Origin of the sequence: Lentzea xinjiangensis (assembly GCF_900110955.1) — a bacterium.
Classification (GTDB): domain Bacteria; phylum Actinomycetota; class Actinomycetes; order Mycobacteriales; family Pseudonocardiaceae; genus Lentzea; species Lentzea xinjiangensis.
This window is the reverse complement of the sequence record NZ_FOFR01000027.1, coordinates 39,984-55,114: the sequence shown is the minus strand read 5'-3', so window position 1 is coordinate 55,114 and position 15,131 is coordinate 39,984. Positions and strand designations below refer to the sequence as shown.

Sequence of the window (15,131 nt, the reverse complement as noted above, 5' to 3'; positions counted from 1 at the left end):
TTGGCGGCATCGGATCCGCGATGACAGCGACAACCTCCACACTTCACCTACACGATCGCCCCGATCCCGCACCAGGACCCGAACCGGCAACACCGTGATGAACCGGTATCTCGCAACCACTACCGGCTTGCGGCCCCGGTGTGCGATCAGGGGGCACCGGCAAGCTCCACCGGCCGTCCGGTCATCCTCTTGCGAACGTCGAAGCGCTGCCCTCGGTCGGACTGGTCCGCCCGGTGCGCGAGCGCCCGCCCGCGGCATGAATGCGATGCGCGCGAACGGACCGGGGTTCTACGGCGCTTTCCCGCTCACGCCGCGTGCGTCCGCTGAACCGCGATGACCGCCCTGGGCCCACGCGGGGCCCAGGGCGGCACGATCAGACGTTGTCGACGTGCGCGACGCCCGCGTTGCGGTAGTCCTGCACCGCCGTCCTCACCTGGGCCGGGCTCAGCACCTGGTCCTTGGCGAAGTACACGTAGTCGACCTCCTGCTGGTAGGCCCGCTCAGCCGAGCTGCCCTGCAGCCCGCCGGAGATGAACCACAGGTTGAAGTTGATCGACATCGGCGTCTCGGGGTAGTACTTGTCGCCGTGGTCGGCGACCAGGTTGCCGTCGATGTAGTACTTCACTCGCCCGCCGCTGACCGTGAAGACCAGGTCGTGCCAGCCGGAGTAGCTCTGGCGCTGCAGGTTGTGGATGTTGTCGGCGACCCACGGCTCGTTCTGGTAGGTCTCCCAGGTGGTCTCGTACATGACGTTGGCCGGCTCGCCCCAGCCGCCGTTGGGCAGGTACTCGAAGTCGATCTCGCCGTAGTTCGGCTCCATCGGCGCGTTGAGCGGGGTGATGGTGAAGAACGTCTGCACGACGTGGTCGCCGTCCGGGCCGAACACCGGCGCGTCGCTGAACTTCACCCTCGACGCGTAGGTGCCCTCGAAGAACTTCCGCTGGTGGAACATCTCCGTCTGGCGCGCGGCGGAACCGTTGTTCCACGAGTCGAGGCGCATGACCTTCTGGCCGTCGACGGTCGGGAACGTCACCCGCGACGGGTCCCACTCCGCGCCCGGCACACCGGGGCCGCCGGCGCCCGAGCGGACGGTCCAGCCGCGCTGGCCGATGCGGGAGTCGCTCGAACTCGTGTAGCTGAAGTCGTCGAACATCTTGGGGCCGTTGGGGTTCGGCGGCGCCGACGTGGTGGTCGTCGTGGTCGGCGCGGTGCCGCCGGGCGGCGTTCCCCACAGCAGGGTGCCGCCGCGGTAGACGGCCACGCGGTTCCACGCCGAGTACGTGCTCTCGCCGCGGAACGAGTAGTCGTCGGTCTGCGTGATGGGGCCCCAGTTCGTGCGGTGGAACCGCAGTTGCAGGTCGCCCGAGTCGGCGCCGGGGTTCAGCGTGCCCGCGCCGGAGGTGAAGCCGACCTCCAGGTAGCGGTCGGCAGGGCCGCCGGTCAGGGTGCCGAACTGGCCGGTGACGTTGCCGCAGCCGCGCACCGCCCACGAGCAGGCGAAGCGGTAGCCCACGTCCGGGGCTTCGCTCCTGAAGTAGTAGCGGACCTTGATCTCGGACAGCGGCACGCTCGTGGTGCCGGAGTTGACCAGCTTGAGCCAGGGCTCGACCTGGTCGGCGGTGGCACCGGACGCGCTGGTCCGGTACTGGGCGGTGATCGCGTCGGCGGCGAAGGCGTTCGGCGCGACCACCAGTGCGGCGACGGCCACGGCCGCGCAGGAGGCGGCTAGGAGTGCTCGCAAGGTTCTCTCCTCACTTCGGCAGGGACGGACAGTTCGGCGAGCCTTGTCGAGTGGTGGCGCATCCGGGTTGCGAAGCCCTCCCACTCGGGGCGCTGGGACCAGAGGGTGTCGGCCAGCGCGGCAAGTCGCGGGAACGCGAGGTACTCCAGGTGTTCCCTGGTGCGGACGTGCTCGGTCCACAGCTGGCACTGGGCACCGAGCACTCCGTCGGGCAGTGGCACGTGGTAGACGTCGCGGCTGGTCACGACGAACCCGGGCTGGCCGGGTGGTTCTGCGCCGTCGTCGGACCGGGGGTAGTCGAGGTAGGTGGAGGTGTGCGGGGCCATCACGACGTCCTGGCCCAGCGCGAGCGCCTTGGCGGCCTGGGTCTCGTCCTTCCACGGCATCACGACGGAGCGCGTGTCGCCCGTCGGTTCCCACGCCACGGGGATCCGGCCCCGGTCCAGCACGTACTCCGCGGCCCGGCGGAGGAACTCGCCGTGCACGTCCTCCGGCAGCAGGCACTCGTCGCCGCCGAGGTGCACGTGCGAGCCGGGGAACACCTCCAGCACCTCGGCCAGCACCTCGCGGACGAAGCCGAGCGCGTGCAGCCCGAACGCCGAGTCGCTGATGCCCCACCGGGTCCACACCGGCAACGGCTCCCGCACGACGCCCAGATCCGGGTAGGCGGCGAGCGCCGCGCGGGCGTGGCCGGGCATCTCGATCTCCGGCATGATCCGGATGCCGCGCTCGGCCGCGTGGGCGACCAGGCCCTCCAGCTCGGCGCGGGTGTAGGTGCCGCCGTGCGGCTCGCCGTCGCCGTTGGTCTCGCTGCGCCAGCCGCCGACGGAGGTGAGCAGCGGGTGGCTCGGCACCGGCATGCGCCAGCCCTGGTCGTCGGTCAGGTGCAGGTGCAGGACGTTGAGCTTGTGCAGGGCCATGAGGTCGATGACCCTGCGCACCACGGGCACCGGCTGGAAGTGGCGCGCGACGTCGAGCATGAACCCGCGCCACGGCAGCCTGGGCACGTCGCGGATGTCCGCGCCGGGCAAGGTCCAGTCCACTCCGGACACCCGGCTCGGCCGCAGCGCCTCGGCCGGCAGGAGCTGGCGGATGGTCTGCACGCCGTGCGCCAGGCCGTTCGCGGTGCCGGCGCGCAGCAGGACGCCGTGCTCGTTGACGGTGAGCGCGTAGCCCTCCGCGCCGAGCCCGACGAGCTTGGCGTCCAGGGCGGTGACGATCTGGCCGTGGCCGGCGATCGGCAGCGGCAGGCCGGTGGCGGGCCGCAGCAGGGCCCGCAGCAGCCTCGCCGCGGGCTCCGCGCCGGGCGTGGCCCGCACGCTCGTGCCGCCGTCCAGCGTGAAGCCCCTGCTGCGCCGCACCATCCTCGTCGGCAGTGGAACGATCACCCCTTCACCGCCCCTCCGACGATGCCGGTGGTCACCCGGCCCTGCAACACGATGAAGATCAGCAGCACCGGCAGCATGAACAGCGTCGAGGCCGCCATCGTGGCCCCCCAGTCGGTGCCGAAGGTGTTGTTGAACGACGACAGCCAGACCGGCAGCGTGCGGTCGTCCTGGTCCTTGATGATCAGCACGTTGGCGAAGGCGAACTCGTTCCACGCGGTGATGAAGCCGAACAGCGAGGTCGCCAGCAACCCCGGCGCGAGCAGCGGGAACACCACGCGCCGGAACGCCTGCGCGCGGGAGCAGCCGTCGACCTGCGCGGCCTCCTCCAGGTCGACCGGGATCGCGGCGAGGAACCCGCGCAGCGTCACGACGGTGAACGGCAGCGTGATCATGAAGTAGACCAGCGTGAGCATCCAGAGGGTGTCGAGCATGCCGGTGTCCCTGGCGATCACGTAGATCGGGATGAGCAACGCCTCCCACGGCGTCATCTGCGCGACGAACACCATGAGGATGAATCCCCTGCGTCCCTTCCACTGCAACCGGGCGACCGCGTACGCCGCCAGCAGCGCGACGAGCAACGACAGCAGCACCGCCCCGCCGGCGACCAGGAGGCTGTTGCGCCAGAACGAGAAGAACCCCTTCGCGGCAATGGCCGTGCCGAAGTGCTCGAACGTGATCGGCAGCGGCAGGAACGTCGGTGTCGCGCTCTGGATGTCCTTGGTGGGCTTGAAGGCGGTGAGCACCATCCAGTACACGGGGAAGACCGAGACGGCGAAGACGACGAGCGCCGCCGTAGTCCGCGAGATCCGGCCGATCATGCTTCCCGCTCCTGCCGGTAGAGCTGGCGGAAGTACGCCAGCAGCGCGAGCACCAGCAGCACCACCATGAGCATCGACACGGCCGCGCCCAGGTCGTAGCGCTGCAACGACTGCGCCACCTGGAAGGCGTAGACCGGCAGCGTCGTCGTGGCCTGCCCCGGACCGCCCTGGCTGATCACCCAGATCTGCACGAACGCCTTGACGACCCAGATCACCTCAAGACAGGTGATCAGCCCGAACATGGCCCGCAGCATGGGGAAGGTGATGGTCGAGAACACCCGCCACGCCCCGGCGCCGTCCATCCGCGCGGCCTCGTAGAGCTCCTGCGGAATGGTGATCATGGCCGCGTACAGCGACATCGCCGCGAACGGGATCGACTGCCACACGATCAGCGCCACGAGGATGCCGAACGTCGCCTCGCCGTCGGCGAACCAGGTGTAGTCGCGGTACTCCTCGAAGCCCAGCGCGACCAGCGCCCAGTTGACGACGCCGAGCCGGGACTGGAAGAGCCACTGGAACACCGTCGTGGCCGCGATGACCGGCGTCGCCCAGGTGAGCACGAGGCCGCCCATCACGAGCAGCCGCAGCCACCTGCCCAGCCGGACCAGCAGCAGCGCGACCAGGGTGGACAGCACCATGATGAGCACGACGTTGATCGCGGTGAACCACAGCGTCCTGCGCACCACGGCCCAGAACTCGGGGTCCGACAGCACCCGCGCGTAGTTGGCGAGCCCGACGAACTTCGCGTCCCCGCGCACGAGCTGCGGCAGCCCGAACTCCTGCAGTGAGATGATCACGTTGCGCACCAGCGGGTACAGCAGCAGGTACGCGGTGGCGAGCAGGGTGGGCGCGATCAGCAGGTACGGCAGCACCGGGCGCCTGCGGCGCTTCGGGGTGGCCGGCGCGGGGGTCCGCACCGGCCGTTCGGCGACGAGCGTCATTTGCCGGAGTTGAGCGCTTGGGTGATGACCTCGTCCGCTTTCGCGGCAGCGGCCTTCGGGTCGGCTCCGGTCAGCACGGCGGTCTGGAACTCCTTGATCGGGTTGCGCGCCTCGACCGCAGCCCAGTTCGGCGAGTTCGGGGTGGCGTGCCCGTTGGCCGCGCCGAGCGCCATCGCCGCGGTGCCGGGGTCCCCGCCGACCGCTCCGGCGAGCGACTTGCGGTTCGGCACGTAGTTCATCGCCTTCGCGAGCTCCACCTGCCACTTCTCGCCGGTGAGCGCCTTGACGACCTCGTAGGCGCCGTCCTGCCTGCTCGACGCGAGCGGGATGATCAGGTCGGAGCCGCCGGTGAACACCGCGCCGGGCTGGTCCGCGGTCTTGCCGGGGATCGGGAAGAAACCGAGCTTGCCCTCCAGCGCCGGGTTGGCCTTCGTGACGAGCTTGGCCGCGCCGGGCACCGCGATGAACTGCGCGACCTTGCCGCCCGCCACCACGTCTGTCTGCTGCGGCTTGGCCTCGTCGGAGTCCTTCGGCCCGTCGCCCAGCGCCTGCAGCCTCTTGTAGAAGTCCATGCCGGCCAACGCCTCCGGCGTGTTCAGCGTGCCCTTCCAGGTGCCGCCGTCCTGCGCGGCGAGGTCGCCGCCCTCGTCCCAGACGAAGCCGGAGAGCGTGTACCAGTTCTGCCCCGGCAGGTAGATGCCCTGCTGGTCCGGGACCTGGTCGAGCTTCGCGGTGGCGGCGAGCCACTCGTCGCGGGTCTTGGGCACCGCGACCCCGGCGGCCTCGAACAGGTCCTTGCGGTAGATCACGACCCGGTTGGCCGCGTAGAACGGCACGCCGAACTGCTTGCCGTCCACCGCACCCGGCTCGGCGAGGCCGGGGATCCAGTCGTCGCCCCGCAGCTCGCCCTTGCGGCCGGACAGGTCCGTGACGCCCTTGCTGGCGACGTACTGCGCGACCTGCGTGTTGCCGACCTCGATGACGTCCGGCGGATCGGTGCTGGCGAGCGCGCTGGTCACCTTCTGCGTGATGCCGTTCCACTCCTGGACCTGGACCTTCAGGTCGAGGTTCGCGTGGTCGCGTTCGAACTCGCTCTCGAACTCCGACACGAACTCCTCGGTGGCCGTGTCCTTCATCAGCCACACGGTGATCTCCTGCTTCTCGTCACCCCCTCCCGCGGACGTGCCGCAGGCGGACAACGTGAGCGCCAGGACGAGCAAGGCAGCGGTGCGCGACACGACTCACCTCTCGCTGGGATATGACCAATTGGTCAGGTCTCCACGGGTGAGGTAGAAAGTGGCACAGACCACTTACCGGGTCAATACCCAGCTCGGACGCATGAGAGCGCTCTCGATCTTGGGCGAGGTGGTTGCTTACCACTGGTATGCGATACTGGCCGCCGACGAGGCGGGAGAGGCATGGCCGAAGCGATCCTGAAGCGCGAGCAGGTCCGCGACTACCTGCTCGAGCTCATCGAGACCCACCCGGCGGGCGCCCCGATCCCCGCCGAACGCGTGCTGTGCCAGCAACTCAAGGTGTCGCGCCCCACCGTGCGCTCGGCCGTGGACGAACTGGTCAACACCGGCCTCCTGGTCCGCCAGCACGGCCGCGGCACCTTCGTGGCCAGAGCCAAGATCACCCAGGAGATGGTGTCCGCCACCGGCTCCATGTCGCTGCCCCGCGCCTCGGGCACCTGGTCGTCCCGCGTCCTCGAACACGCCCGCATCCCGGCGGGCGCCAGGGTGGGCCGGCGCCTGCGCCTCTCCCCCGCCGCCGAGATCCACTACATCGCCCGCCTGCGACTGGTGGACGGCGAGCCGATGGCCCTGGAGCACCTGCACGTCCCGGCCGAGGCGGCGCCTTCGCTCACGTTGCACGACATGGAGTCCGGCGACTTCTACGACCGGCTGCGCGAGCACGGCGTGCACGTCCGCGACGCGGTCCAGTCGATCGAACCGACCGTCGTCAACGAGTCGGAGGCCGCGCTGCTCGGGGTGCCGGTGCTCGCGCCCGCGCTGTTGTTCGAGCGGCTGACCACGGACTCCCTGGACCGGCAGGTGGAGTACGTGCACTCGATCTACCGGGGCGACCGGTACCGGATCGTCTCCCGGCTCACGCTCGGGGACTCGCCGCGCAACACGGTGAACGTGCAGGCGCGGTTCGGCGACGACCCGTTCTGACCACCCCGGACCGCGCGTGACGAGGACTGACCTACCCGCGGTGAGGTCGGCCGGCCGGCAGGACGTGGCGGCCGTCGCGGTCGGTGCTCAGGCACAGCGAGCAGATCTCGCCTCCCGCCGCGCTCGCCGCCATGTCCGGCCGCTCGTACGGCTCACCGCACACGACGCAGTCGTAGCGCGTCCCGCTCGGGTTGCCGCCGGCGTCGAGCAGCGGTTCGGCGATGCCGTCGTCGCCGCGGCGCAGGTAGAAGCGGCCGCGGGTGAGCACGGCGAGCAACGGTGTCAGCAGGATCGGGATGCCCACCGCCACCAGGGGTGAGTACGGCTGCACGGCCGGGCCGAACAGTCCGAAGTAGACGGAGATGGACAGGACCGACGACGCCAGGAACGATCCCACGCCGACCGGGTTGACCGCGTACAGCACGCCCCGGCGGAACTCCGGCTGCTTCGGCGACAGCTTCAGCACGTACTTGTTGACCGCGATGTCCGTCGCCACCGTGACGACCCACGCCATCGCGCAGTTCGAGTAGAAGCTCAGGACCTTGTTGAGGAAGCTGAACATGTCCGCTTCCATCAGCACGAGGGCGATCGCGAGGTTCACCAGGACGAACACCAGCCGGCCAGGGTAGCGCCGGGTGACGCGGGTGAACGAGTTCGTCCACGCGAGCGAGCCCGAGTAGGCGTTGGTGACGTTGATCTTCACCTGGCTCAGCACGACGAGCACGAGCGCCAGGGGCACGACCAGCCAGGGCGGCATGAACTGCTTGAACACGCCGGTGAACTGCTCGATCGGCTCGACCGCCGCCACCTTCCCGACCGCGTCGAGGACGTAGACGGCCATGAACACGCCGATCGCCTGCTTCAGGGCGCCGAAGACCACCCAGCCCGGCCCGGCGAGGACCGTCGCGGTCCACCACGCCCGCCGGTTCTCGTCCGTGCGCGGCGGCATGAACCGCAGGTAGTCGATCTGCTCGCCGATCTGCCCCATCAGCGACAGGCACACGCCGGCGCCGAGCATGACAGCGGCGGTGTTCACGCCGTCCCCGTGCGCGAGGAAGCGGCTCACCGAGTCCGGCTCCGAGATCACCAGGTACAGCAGCGGCGCCACCATCAGCAGCAGCCACAACGGGTTCGTCCAGCTCTGCAGCTTCGCGAGCACCCTCATCCCGTAGATCACCAGCGGGATGATCACCAGCGTGGAGACGAGGTAGCCCAGCCACAGCGGCAGGCCCAGCGCGTACCGCAGGCCCTGGGCCATGATCGAGCCCTCGAGCGCGAAGAAGATGAACGTGAAGCTCGCGAAGATCACGCTCGTGATGACCGACCCGTAGTAGCCGAAGCCGGAACCGCGGGTGATCAGGTCGAGGTCGATGTTGTACCGCGCGGCGTAGTAGGCCAGCGGGAAGCCGGTCACGAAGATGACGAGCGCCGCGAACCCGATGGCCAGCAACGCGTTGCCGGTGCCGTGGGTGAGGCCGATCCCGGCGCCGATCGAGAAGTCGGCCATGTAGGCGATGCCGCCCAGCGCGGACGCCCCGACGACGGACGGTGTCCAGCGCCGGTACGTGCGAGGAGCGAACCGCAGGGTGTAGTCCTCGAGCGTCTCCCTGGACGCGCCGAGGGCCGGAGCACGCTCCACAACCTGGTCAGCCGTCATGGCTCCCGACGTTACGAAGCACGCGTTGCCACCGATCACCGCTCATGTCACGGGCATGTGACGCCCGCCACGGTCGACACGTCCCGCTTCGCGCGTGCTACCTTGTTTCCGTATCGATCGATACAAAAATATGCCCAGCACTGAGGCCAGCCGCAGCCGTCCCGTCTCGGCAACGCACCTCCCCACCGCACGAGGAGAAGACCTTGGCAGTCATCGGCATCATCGGCGCGGGGCAGGCGGGGAGCACCCTCGCCAGGGCGTTGGTCGCGGCCGGCCACGACGTCGTGATCGCGAACTCGCGGGGACCCGAGACGCTCGCGGGCCTCGTCGGCGAGCTGGGGTCACGGGCGCGCGCCGCGCACGTCGCGGACGCGGCGGCCGCGGCGGACTTCGCGATCATCGCGTTCCCGTACGCGCCCGGCGACCGGCTGCCGGCCGAGGAGCTCGCGGGCAAGGTCGTGATCGACATCAACAACTACATGGCCTGGCGCGACGGGAGCTACCCCGAGGTCGACCTCGGCCACAAGACGGTCCACGAGCTGCGGCAGGAGCAACTGCCCGCGTCGAAGGTCGTGAAGGCGTTCACGCACGTCCAGTTCCACGAACGGCACCCGCTCCGCGGCCAGGAGGACGAGCTGCCCGCCGTGGTCCGGCTGGCCAGGCCGGCCGGCGCGGCCGACCGGAAGGCGCTGGTCGTCTCCAGCGACTTCCCGGAAGCCGCCGAGCTCGTCACCCGCCTGTACGACGACCTCGGGTTCGACGCGGTCGACAACAGCCCGCTGAGCGAGTCCTGGCGCAGCGCCCCCGGAACGCCGATGTGGAGCCACAGCGTCGACGGGCAGAGCCGTGAGGAGCTCGTGCGCAACCTGCGGAACGCGCACCGGGTCATCGGCTGAAGCTTCCGCGGGGCCGGCACCCGGCCCCGGACTCTCCTCAGTGGACTCGCGCCACCTCGATCCCCACCACGCCGAACGCCCGCAGCTTGCGGGTGCGCGTCGGCTCGACGGTGAACCCGGCCGCGGCGATCCGCTGCGCCACCGCGTCGCCGACGTTGTCCCGCAGGTGCTCGTGGCCGTGGCTGTGGCCGTGCAGCACGGCGTCGGCGAGCACGAGCAGGCCGTCCGGCCGCAGCACCCGGCGCACCTCGGCGAGCATCTCGTCCTTCGACGACGTGTCGAGGTGGTGCAGCATCAGGCTGGAGAAGACCCGGTCGAACGAGCCGTCCGGGAAGGTGAGCTCCTGCGCGAACCCCCGGTCCAGTCGCGCCCTCAGCCCGGCGCGGCGCAGCTTGCGCTCGGCCCTGGCCAGCATCTTGAGATCCGGGTCGACGCCGGTGAGCTCCACGCCGGGGTGCCGCTGACCGGTGGCGCGCAACAGGTTTCCGGTTCCGCAGCCTACGTCCAGCACGCGGTGCCCGTCCCGCAGACCGGCCGCGGCGACCATCTCGGCGTGCACGCGGCCGAGCCCGGACACCTTGTGCACCACGTCGTAGAGGGGCAGCAGGTAGTGCTTGCCCATGCCCGGCAGGTAGTCCCGCTCCTGGGACGATTTTTCGGTCATGAACTCATTGTGGCGGGCTCGGCAGCACGGTTTCTGTGCCGATTCACGGTTTGAGTGGGACGATTCGATGGTGCGAACCCGACGGACGCCGTTGAACGACGACCAGCCAGCGACCTACGCGTGGCAGCACGTGCCCGGCGAGCTCGCGGTGGCGGTGATGCGCCTGGGCCACGACACCGGCATCAACGGCGCGCACGAGGCGCACTCGCACGACTTCCCGGGCATCGCGTACTTCGGCGCCGCCGGCGGTGTCGTGCGGACCGGCAGGCAGGTCCGCCACGTCGAGGCGGGCGACCTGTTCGTCATCGCACCCGGCGACGTCATGGGCAGCGCCCACAGCGACGACCTCGTCGGCGCGCACGGCTGGGGCGTGTTCTTCACCGCCGACGCGCTCGGCCCGGACACCCCCGGCGCACACCTGGCGTGGCGCACGCATCCGCTGCTGTTCCCGTTCGTCCGCGGCGGCGCGACCGGCGCGCTGCGGCTGCGGGTGCCGCAGGACCAGCGAGACGAGTGGACCGCTCGCATCGAGGCACTGCACGACGAGCTCCAGCAACGCCGTGAGGGCTACCGGGAAGCCGTGTCCGCGCACCTGGTGCTGCTGCTCGTCGGGGTCTCGCGGCTGGCCGCGGACGTGGTGGGCGACCTGCGCGAGAACGCCGAACCGCTGCTCGCCGAGGTGTTCGACGTGATCGAGCGCCGCTACCCGGAACCGTTGTCGCTGCGGGAGGTCGCCGCCGCCGTCAGCATCTCCCCCGGCCACCTGACGTCGACCGTGCGCCGCAGGACCGGCCGCACGGTGCAGGAGTGGATCACCGAGCGCCGGATGGTCCAGGCGCGGCGGCTGCTGGCGGTGACGGAGCTGCCCGTGAGCGACATCGGGCGGCAGGTGGGGTTCCCGGACGCCGGGTACTTCGCCAGGACGTTCGGCAAGCTGCACGGGATGAGCCCGACGTCCTGGCGGAGGGCCAACGGCTGACCCTACCGGTCGGCCATCCGGGTGAAGATCGTTCGAACGCGGCCGGGACGACGGCTGAACTCCTGCGGACGACCCGGCGAGCGGTGGCCGTTTCAACGGTTCCGCCTCTCACCGCCGTGGCACCGTCGTGCCATGACCGGCGGGCAGCGGACGACCAGTGGGAGCGACCTCGGGACGAGGTTCCACGACCTGATGGAGGTGGTCGTCGGGCGGCTGCCGTTCGGGCTCTCCCGCGTCGTCGCGCCCAGCCTCCTCGGTTTCGCGCTGATCAACGGGTTCACGTTCGCCGTGGACCTGCTGCTGCTCACGCTGTTCCGCAGCGGCCTCGGCCTGCCGGTGCCGCTCGCGTTCTCGGTCGCCTACGTCCTGGCGTTCGGGCTCAGCTTCGTGCTCAACCGAGCGCTGAACTTCCGCTCCCACGCGCCGGTCGGCCCGCAGGCCGGCCTGTGGGCCGTGGCGATCCTGATCAACTACCTGGCGTGCATCCTCGGCGTGGGCAGCGGGCTGGCCGCGATCGGCGTCCAGTACCACCTCTCGCGGATCATCGCCGGCGCGTGCGAGGCCGTGTTCATGTACAGCGTGATGCGCTGGATCATCTTCCGCGACGCCGGGGAAGAACGCTGACCCACCGCGGTCCGCTCACTGCAGGTAGCCCTCCACCTGACCGACGGAACGAGCCTGCACGTCCTCGGGCTCCTCGCCCTGCGACCGTGCCGACCGGCGCCGCCGCAGCAGGTCCCAGCACTGGTCGAGGGCTTCCTCGACCGAACGCAGCCGCGCGTGCTCCTCGTCCGTGCCGATCTCGCCGGCGGCGAGCTGCTGACGGAGCTCGTGCTCTTCTTCGACCAGTTCGTTGATGCGGCCCAGCACGTTCTCGTCGCTCATGCCCCGACTCTACGACGACCCTCCGGCAGGTGCGCAGTGAGTGGAGGGCGACCAGGTAGATGCCTACGCCACCAAGGCGGTGATCACGACGACGACAACCAGAACTCCATGCCGCCCTGGGTGCCAGACGGGGTGAACGCGGACCCACATCCGGGTGAACTACGGCGCGGCGGCCAGTGACAGGCTGTTGCCGTCCGGGTCGAGCACCTCGACGTGCCGCACGCCGTTGGCGTACGTCTCGATGGGTTCGTGGGAGATGCCCTGGGCCGTGAGCCGGTCCAGCGTCCCGCCGAACTCCGCGAGCGTCACCCCGAACGTGACCATCGACCCGCCCACGCGCGCCGACCGCGCGTCACCGGCGTCGACGACGAGGTAGGCGTTCTCCCCCACCCGCCACAGGTGCTCCTCGCCGATCACCTCGTCCGCCGGGCGTCCGAAGAACACCTCGTACCACTGCAACGACCTCCCCAGGTCGCTCACGCACATCACGCTGTGCATGTCCACGCGGTCCACCTCCCGATCCGGTTGGGAGGGTGGACCACGCGCGCGACACGAACTCATCGGATCCGATCGACCGGCACACCACGGCTCCACATCGGACATCCGCAGCAGGCCTGGAACCCTCCCGGCGCAGGCACCTTCGTCCGCCGGGCGCGAGCACGCTGCGCGCTCACGGGTGGCCGGGACGCGCCCCGGTTTGCCGCCCCTGCCTCGCGGTACCCGGCTGATTCGGTCGCCGAACGCGACCGGGACGTCACCGAGGAGGTCAGGACATGATCAGCCGCTCGCTCCTGCGGCAACTGCCCGCGCGCGTCGCCACCGGCGCCTTCGTGCTGCACTCCGGGCTCGGCAAGCGCGGTGCCGACCAGGAGACGGCCGAACAGCTGCACGGCTGGGCGGCGAGCACCTACCCGGTGCTGAACAAGATCGACGCCCGCCGGTTCGCGAAGCTGCTCGCGGCCGGGGAGATCGCGACCGGGGCGGTGCTGCTCGCGCCGTTCGTCCCCGCGGTCGTCGCCGGAGCCGCGCTGTCCGGGTTCGCCGGGGCGCTGCTCGGCCTCTACGCGAAGACACCGGGGATGCGGCGCGAAGGCAGCATCTGGCCGACCGAGCAGGGCATCGGGCTCGCGAAGGACGTGTGGATGCTCGGCATCGGCCTGTCCCTCGTGGTGGACGGCCTGACCCGCGACGACCACTGACGGCGGTTGGTGCTCAGGCGGGCCGGGTAGCCGGACGGGGTCACGGAAGAAGCATCCTCCGACGACAGGGAGACCGAGATGCAGCCAGTCCCGTTCGTCCCGTGGGTGTGGCGCGACCCGTCGTGGGCCGGCGGACCCGAGCACGACGAGCAGGAGCTCGCCCAGCAGGAGCTCGCCCAGCGCCCGGACACCGGTCTGATCGGCTACGACGTCGAGGCCACCGACGGCGGCATCGGCGAGGTGGACGAGGACAACGCCAACGTCCCGCACGACTGCCTGATGGTCGACACCGGACCGTGGATCTTCGGTCGCAAGGTCGTGCTGCCGGTCGGCACCGTGCAGCGCGTGGACCACCAGGAGCGCAAGGTCTACGTCGACCGCACCAAGGAGCAGATCAAGAACGCTCCCGAGTACGACGCGGACAACCACGACGACTACCGCCGGCGCACCGACGAGTACTACGCGGAGAGCTACCGGCTGATGCCGCCGATGCTCTAGCGGCCCGGCAGTTCACGCTCGGCAGGGCGCCTCGCGAGGCGCCCTGCTCCACGTCACGGGGTGGCAGCCCGCTAGCTCACGACCACGGACTTCTCGCGGCCGTGCTGCCACTCCACGAGAAGCGCGCTCGCGTCGTCCTGCAGGCGTCCGCTCTGGTGGTCGAGCACGGTGCGCATCAGGCGACGCAGCGTTTCGGGTGCCGAACAGCCGTCGGCCTCGCGGCGGATCACGAAGTCGGTGAACCGCCGCAGGCCGAACTGGCGGCCCTTGCTGTCGCGGGCCTCGACGATGCCGTCGGTGTAGAAGAGCAGCCGGTCGCCGGGTTCCAGGTGCTCATGGCACAGCACGGGCGTGGTGGGCAGCCCGAACCCCATGGGCGGCGAGGGGCGGCACGCGAGCTGGCGGATCCAGCGGCCCTGGCGGATCAGCAACGGCGGCGGGTGGCCGCGGTTGACCCAGGTGAGCCTGCCGGTGCGGTAGTCGAGGTCGGCGAGGATGCCGGTGGCGAACCGCCGGCCGCCGAACTGCTCGCCGATCACCTCGTCCACGGCGATGCTGGTGTCGGCCAGCCCCCTGCCGCGGCGGCGGTGGTTGCGGCACGCTCCCGTGGCGAGCGCGACCGTCAGGCCGGCGGACTGGTCGTGCCCCATCGCGTCGAACATCGACAGGTGCACGACGTCGCCGGTGATGGCGTAGTCGACGGCGTCGCCACCGATCTCGTAGGCGGGTTCCAGCACGGCGGTGATCACCAGGTTGTCGGTGGCGAAGGTGAGCGGTGGCATGAGCGGCCACACGACCTCGGAGGCGACCGTCATCGGCTGGGTGCGCACCAGCCGCTGGTAGGTGTCGCTGTGCGGGCGCTTGCTGACCAGCATCAACGCCACCAGGGAGGCCAACGCGTCCAGCTTGTCCAGGGTGGCGCGGGAGTCGTCCGCGGCGGTCGCGCCCAGCACGCCGATGCGTTCCGTGCCGTCGAGCAACGGGATCCAGAAGTGACGGCCACCCTCTCGCGGGCTCATGACCAGCGTGACGTCACGGAAGGCCCGGCCCGCGAGGCTCGCGTCCACCGGGAACGACCGCGCGCCGTCGGGATCGACCGCGACCAGCGTCTCCTCCCGCAGGTCCGCGAGCAGGATCAGGATCTCCGAGAAGCCCGCGCCGGCGGCCCGCTTCCCGACCTGCCCCGGTAGCTGCTCCAGGGTGATGAGGTGGCTGTCCTGGAGCAGCTTCGCGAGCATGGCGTACGACGGGTCGTCCGTGGGCTCTCCTCCTTCCCGAATCCGCC

Annotated in this window: 16 protein-coding genes; 6 read left to right on the top strand and 10 right to left on the bottom strand. The window is 70.3% G+C overall.

Features of this window, described 5'->3' with window-relative positions; translation table 11 throughout:
• Positions 1–373: 373 nt before the first annotated feature.
• Genes BMW88_RS36500 through BMW88_RS36480 form a run of 5 tightly spaced genes read right to left on the bottom strand, consistent with a single transcriptional unit; the run spans position 374 to position 6,126 of the window.
• Entirely contained in the window at positions 374–1,741 is a 1,368-nt protein-coding gene (locus tag BMW88_RS36500) for a cellulose binding domain-containing protein (protein ID WP_177221587.1), read from the bottom strand.
• Positions 1,726–3,129, bottom strand: a complete 1,404-nt coding sequence (locus BMW88_RS36495) for a beta-N-acetylhexosaminidase (RefSeq protein WP_218148353.1) — start codon at positions 3,127–3,129, stop codon at positions 1,726–1,728. The genes BMW88_RS36500 and BMW88_RS36495 overlap by 16 nt, the downstream gene beginning before the upstream one ends.
• Positions 3,126–3,947, bottom strand: coding sequence for a carbohydrate ABC transporter permease (locus tag BMW88_RS36490; RefSeq protein WP_089960259.1), 822 nt, complete (start codon positions 3,945–3,947; stop codon positions 3,126–3,128). Before BMW88_RS36490 ends, BMW88_RS36495 begins: the two co-directional genes overlap by 4 nt.
• The gene (locus BMW88_RS36485) at positions 3,944–4,888 is read right to left on the bottom strand and encodes a carbohydrate ABC transporter permease (protein ID WP_089960255.1); all 945 of its coding nucleotides are present in this window, start codon (positions 4,886–4,888) and stop codon (positions 3,944–3,946) included. Before BMW88_RS36485 ends, BMW88_RS36490 begins: the two co-directional genes overlap by 4 nt.
• On the bottom strand, positions 4,885–6,126 hold the full coding sequence (locus tag BMW88_RS36480) for an extracellular solute-binding protein (RefSeq protein WP_218148352.1): 1,242 nt from the start codon (positions 6,124–6,126) through the stop codon (positions 4,885–4,887). The genes BMW88_RS36485 and BMW88_RS36480 overlap by 4 nt, the downstream gene beginning before the upstream one ends.
• A 180-nt stretch (positions 6,127–6,306) precedes the next feature.
• On the opposite strand from BMW88_RS36480, the gene BMW88_RS36475 reads away from it, so the two are divergent.
• The gene (locus BMW88_RS36475; protein WP_089960252.1) at positions 6,307–7,068 is read left to right on the top strand and encodes a GntR family transcriptional regulator; all 762 of its coding nucleotides are present in this window, start codon (positions 6,307–6,309) and stop codon (positions 7,066–7,068) included.
• A gap of 31 nt (positions 7,069–7,099) precedes the next feature.
• Here BMW88_RS36475 and BMW88_RS36470 read toward each other — a convergent pair whose 3' ends face one another.
• Positions 7,100–8,725, bottom strand: coding sequence for a purine-cytosine permease family protein (locus BMW88_RS36470; RefSeq protein ID WP_089960410.1), 1,626 nt, complete (start codon positions 8,723–8,725; stop codon positions 7,100–7,102).
• 203 nt (positions 8,726–8,928) lie between these two features.
• Between BMW88_RS36470 and BMW88_RS36465 the strand changes: the two genes are divergently transcribed.
• Positions 8,929–9,621: an NADPH-dependent F420 reductase gene (locus BMW88_RS36465; protein ID WP_089960251.1), complete on the top strand. Its 693-nt coding sequence runs from the start codon at positions 8,929–8,931 to the stop codon at positions 9,619–9,621.
• Positions 9,622–9,658: 37 nt separating this feature from the next.
• Here BMW88_RS36465 and BMW88_RS36460 read toward each other — a convergent pair whose 3' ends face one another.
• Positions 9,659–10,285 (bottom strand): class I SAM-dependent methyltransferase, encoded by a 627-nt coding sequence (locus BMW88_RS36460; protein ID WP_089960248.1) that lies wholly within the window; start codon positions 10,283–10,285, stop codon positions 9,659–9,661.
• A 70-nt stretch (positions 10,286–10,355) separates the two neighbouring features.
• On the opposite strand from BMW88_RS36460, the gene BMW88_RS36455 reads away from it, so the two are divergent.
• Together BMW88_RS36455 and BMW88_RS36450 are read left to right on the top strand one after the other, a co-directional pair.
• A complete protein-coding gene (locus BMW88_RS36455; protein WP_218148351.1) occupies positions 10,356–11,264 on the top strand; it encodes a helix-turn-helix transcriptional regulator in 909 nt (302 codons plus the stop codon).
• 132 nt (positions 11,265–11,396) lie between these two features.
• On the top strand, positions 11,397–11,888 hold the full coding sequence (locus BMW88_RS36450) for a GtrA family protein (RefSeq protein WP_089960246.1): 492 nt from the start codon (positions 11,397–11,399) through the stop codon (positions 11,886–11,888).
• 15 nt (positions 11,889–11,903) lie between these two features.
• On the opposite strand, the gene BMW88_RS36445 is transcribed toward BMW88_RS36450, so the two are convergent.
• The gene (locus tag BMW88_RS36445; RefSeq protein ID WP_089960243.1) at positions 11,904–12,149 is read right to left on the bottom strand and encodes a DUF2630 family protein; all 246 of its coding nucleotides are present in this window, start codon (positions 12,147–12,149) and stop codon (positions 11,904–11,906) included.
• Positions 12,150–12,308: 159 nt separating this feature from the next.
• On the bottom strand, positions 12,309–12,647 hold the full coding sequence (locus tag BMW88_RS36440) for a VOC family protein (protein WP_218148357.1): 339 nt from the start codon (positions 12,645–12,647) through the stop codon (positions 12,309–12,311).
• Positions 12,648–12,922: 275 nt separating this feature from the next.
• Here BMW88_RS36440 and BMW88_RS36435 point away from each other — a divergent pair, with 275 nt between their 5' ends.
• Positions 12,923–13,348 carry a hypothetical protein gene (locus tag BMW88_RS36435; RefSeq protein WP_089960242.1) on the top strand — a complete coding sequence of 142 codons (426 nt, stop codon included), beginning with the start codon at positions 12,923–12,925 and terminating at the stop codon, positions 13,346–13,348.
• Positions 13,349–13,426: 78 nt separating this feature from the next.
• Positions 13,427–13,846 (top strand): hypothetical protein, encoded by a 420-nt coding sequence (locus BMW88_RS36430; RefSeq protein WP_089960240.1) that lies wholly within the window; start codon positions 13,427–13,429, stop codon positions 13,844–13,846.
• A gap of 71 nt (positions 13,847–13,917) precedes the next feature.
• Here the strand turns inward: BMW88_RS36430 and BMW88_RS36425 are convergent, their stop codons facing one another.
• Entirely contained in the window at positions 13,918–15,084 is a 1,167-nt protein-coding gene (locus BMW88_RS36425; RefSeq protein WP_089960237.1) for a PP2C family protein-serine/threonine phosphatase, read from the bottom strand.
• Between the last annotated feature and the right edge of the window lie 47 nt (positions 15,085–15,131).

Coding starts and splice junctions, on each gene's coding strand:
- BMW88_RS36460 (WP_089960248.1), bottom strand. CDS start 10,285: ATGACCGAAAAATCGTCCCAGGAGCGGGACTACCTGCCGGGCATGGGC.
- BMW88_RS36425 (WP_089960237.1), bottom strand. CDS start 15,084: ATGCTCGCGAAGCTGCTCCAGGACAGCCACCTCATCACCCTGGAGCAG.
- BMW88_RS36485 (WP_089960255.1), bottom strand. CDS start 4,888: ATGACGCTCGTCGCCGAACGGCCGGTGCGGACCCCCGCGCCGGCCACC.
- BMW88_RS36430 (WP_089960240.1), top strand. CDS start 13,427: ATGCAGCCAGTCCCGTTCGTCCCGTGGGTGTGGCGCGACCCGTCGTGG.
- BMW88_RS36470 (WP_089960410.1), bottom strand. CDS start 8,725: ATGACGGCTGACCAGGTTGTGGAGCGTGCTCCGGCCCTCGGCGCGTCC.
- BMW88_RS36445 (WP_089960243.1), bottom strand. CDS start 12,149: ATGAGCGACGAGAACGTGCTGGGCCGCATCAACGAACTGGTCGAAGAA.
- BMW88_RS36475 (WP_089960252.1), top strand. CDS start 6,307: ATGGCCGAAGCGATCCTGAAGCGCGAGCAGGTCCGCGACTACCTGCTC.
- BMW88_RS36490 (WP_089960259.1), bottom strand. CDS start 3,947: ATGATCGGCCGGATCTCGCGGACTACGGCGGCGCTCGTCGTCTTCGCC.
- BMW88_RS36435 (WP_089960242.1), top strand. CDS start 12,923: ATGATCAGCCGCTCGCTCCTGCGGCAACTGCCCGCGCGCGTCGCCACC.
- BMW88_RS36440 (WP_218148357.1), bottom strand. CDS start 12,647: ATGCACAGCGTGATGTGCGTGAGCGACCTGGGGAGGTCGTTGCAGTGG.
- BMW88_RS36450 (WP_089960246.1), top strand. CDS start 11,397: ATGACCGGCGGGCAGCGGACGACCAGTGGGAGCGACCTCGGGACGAGG.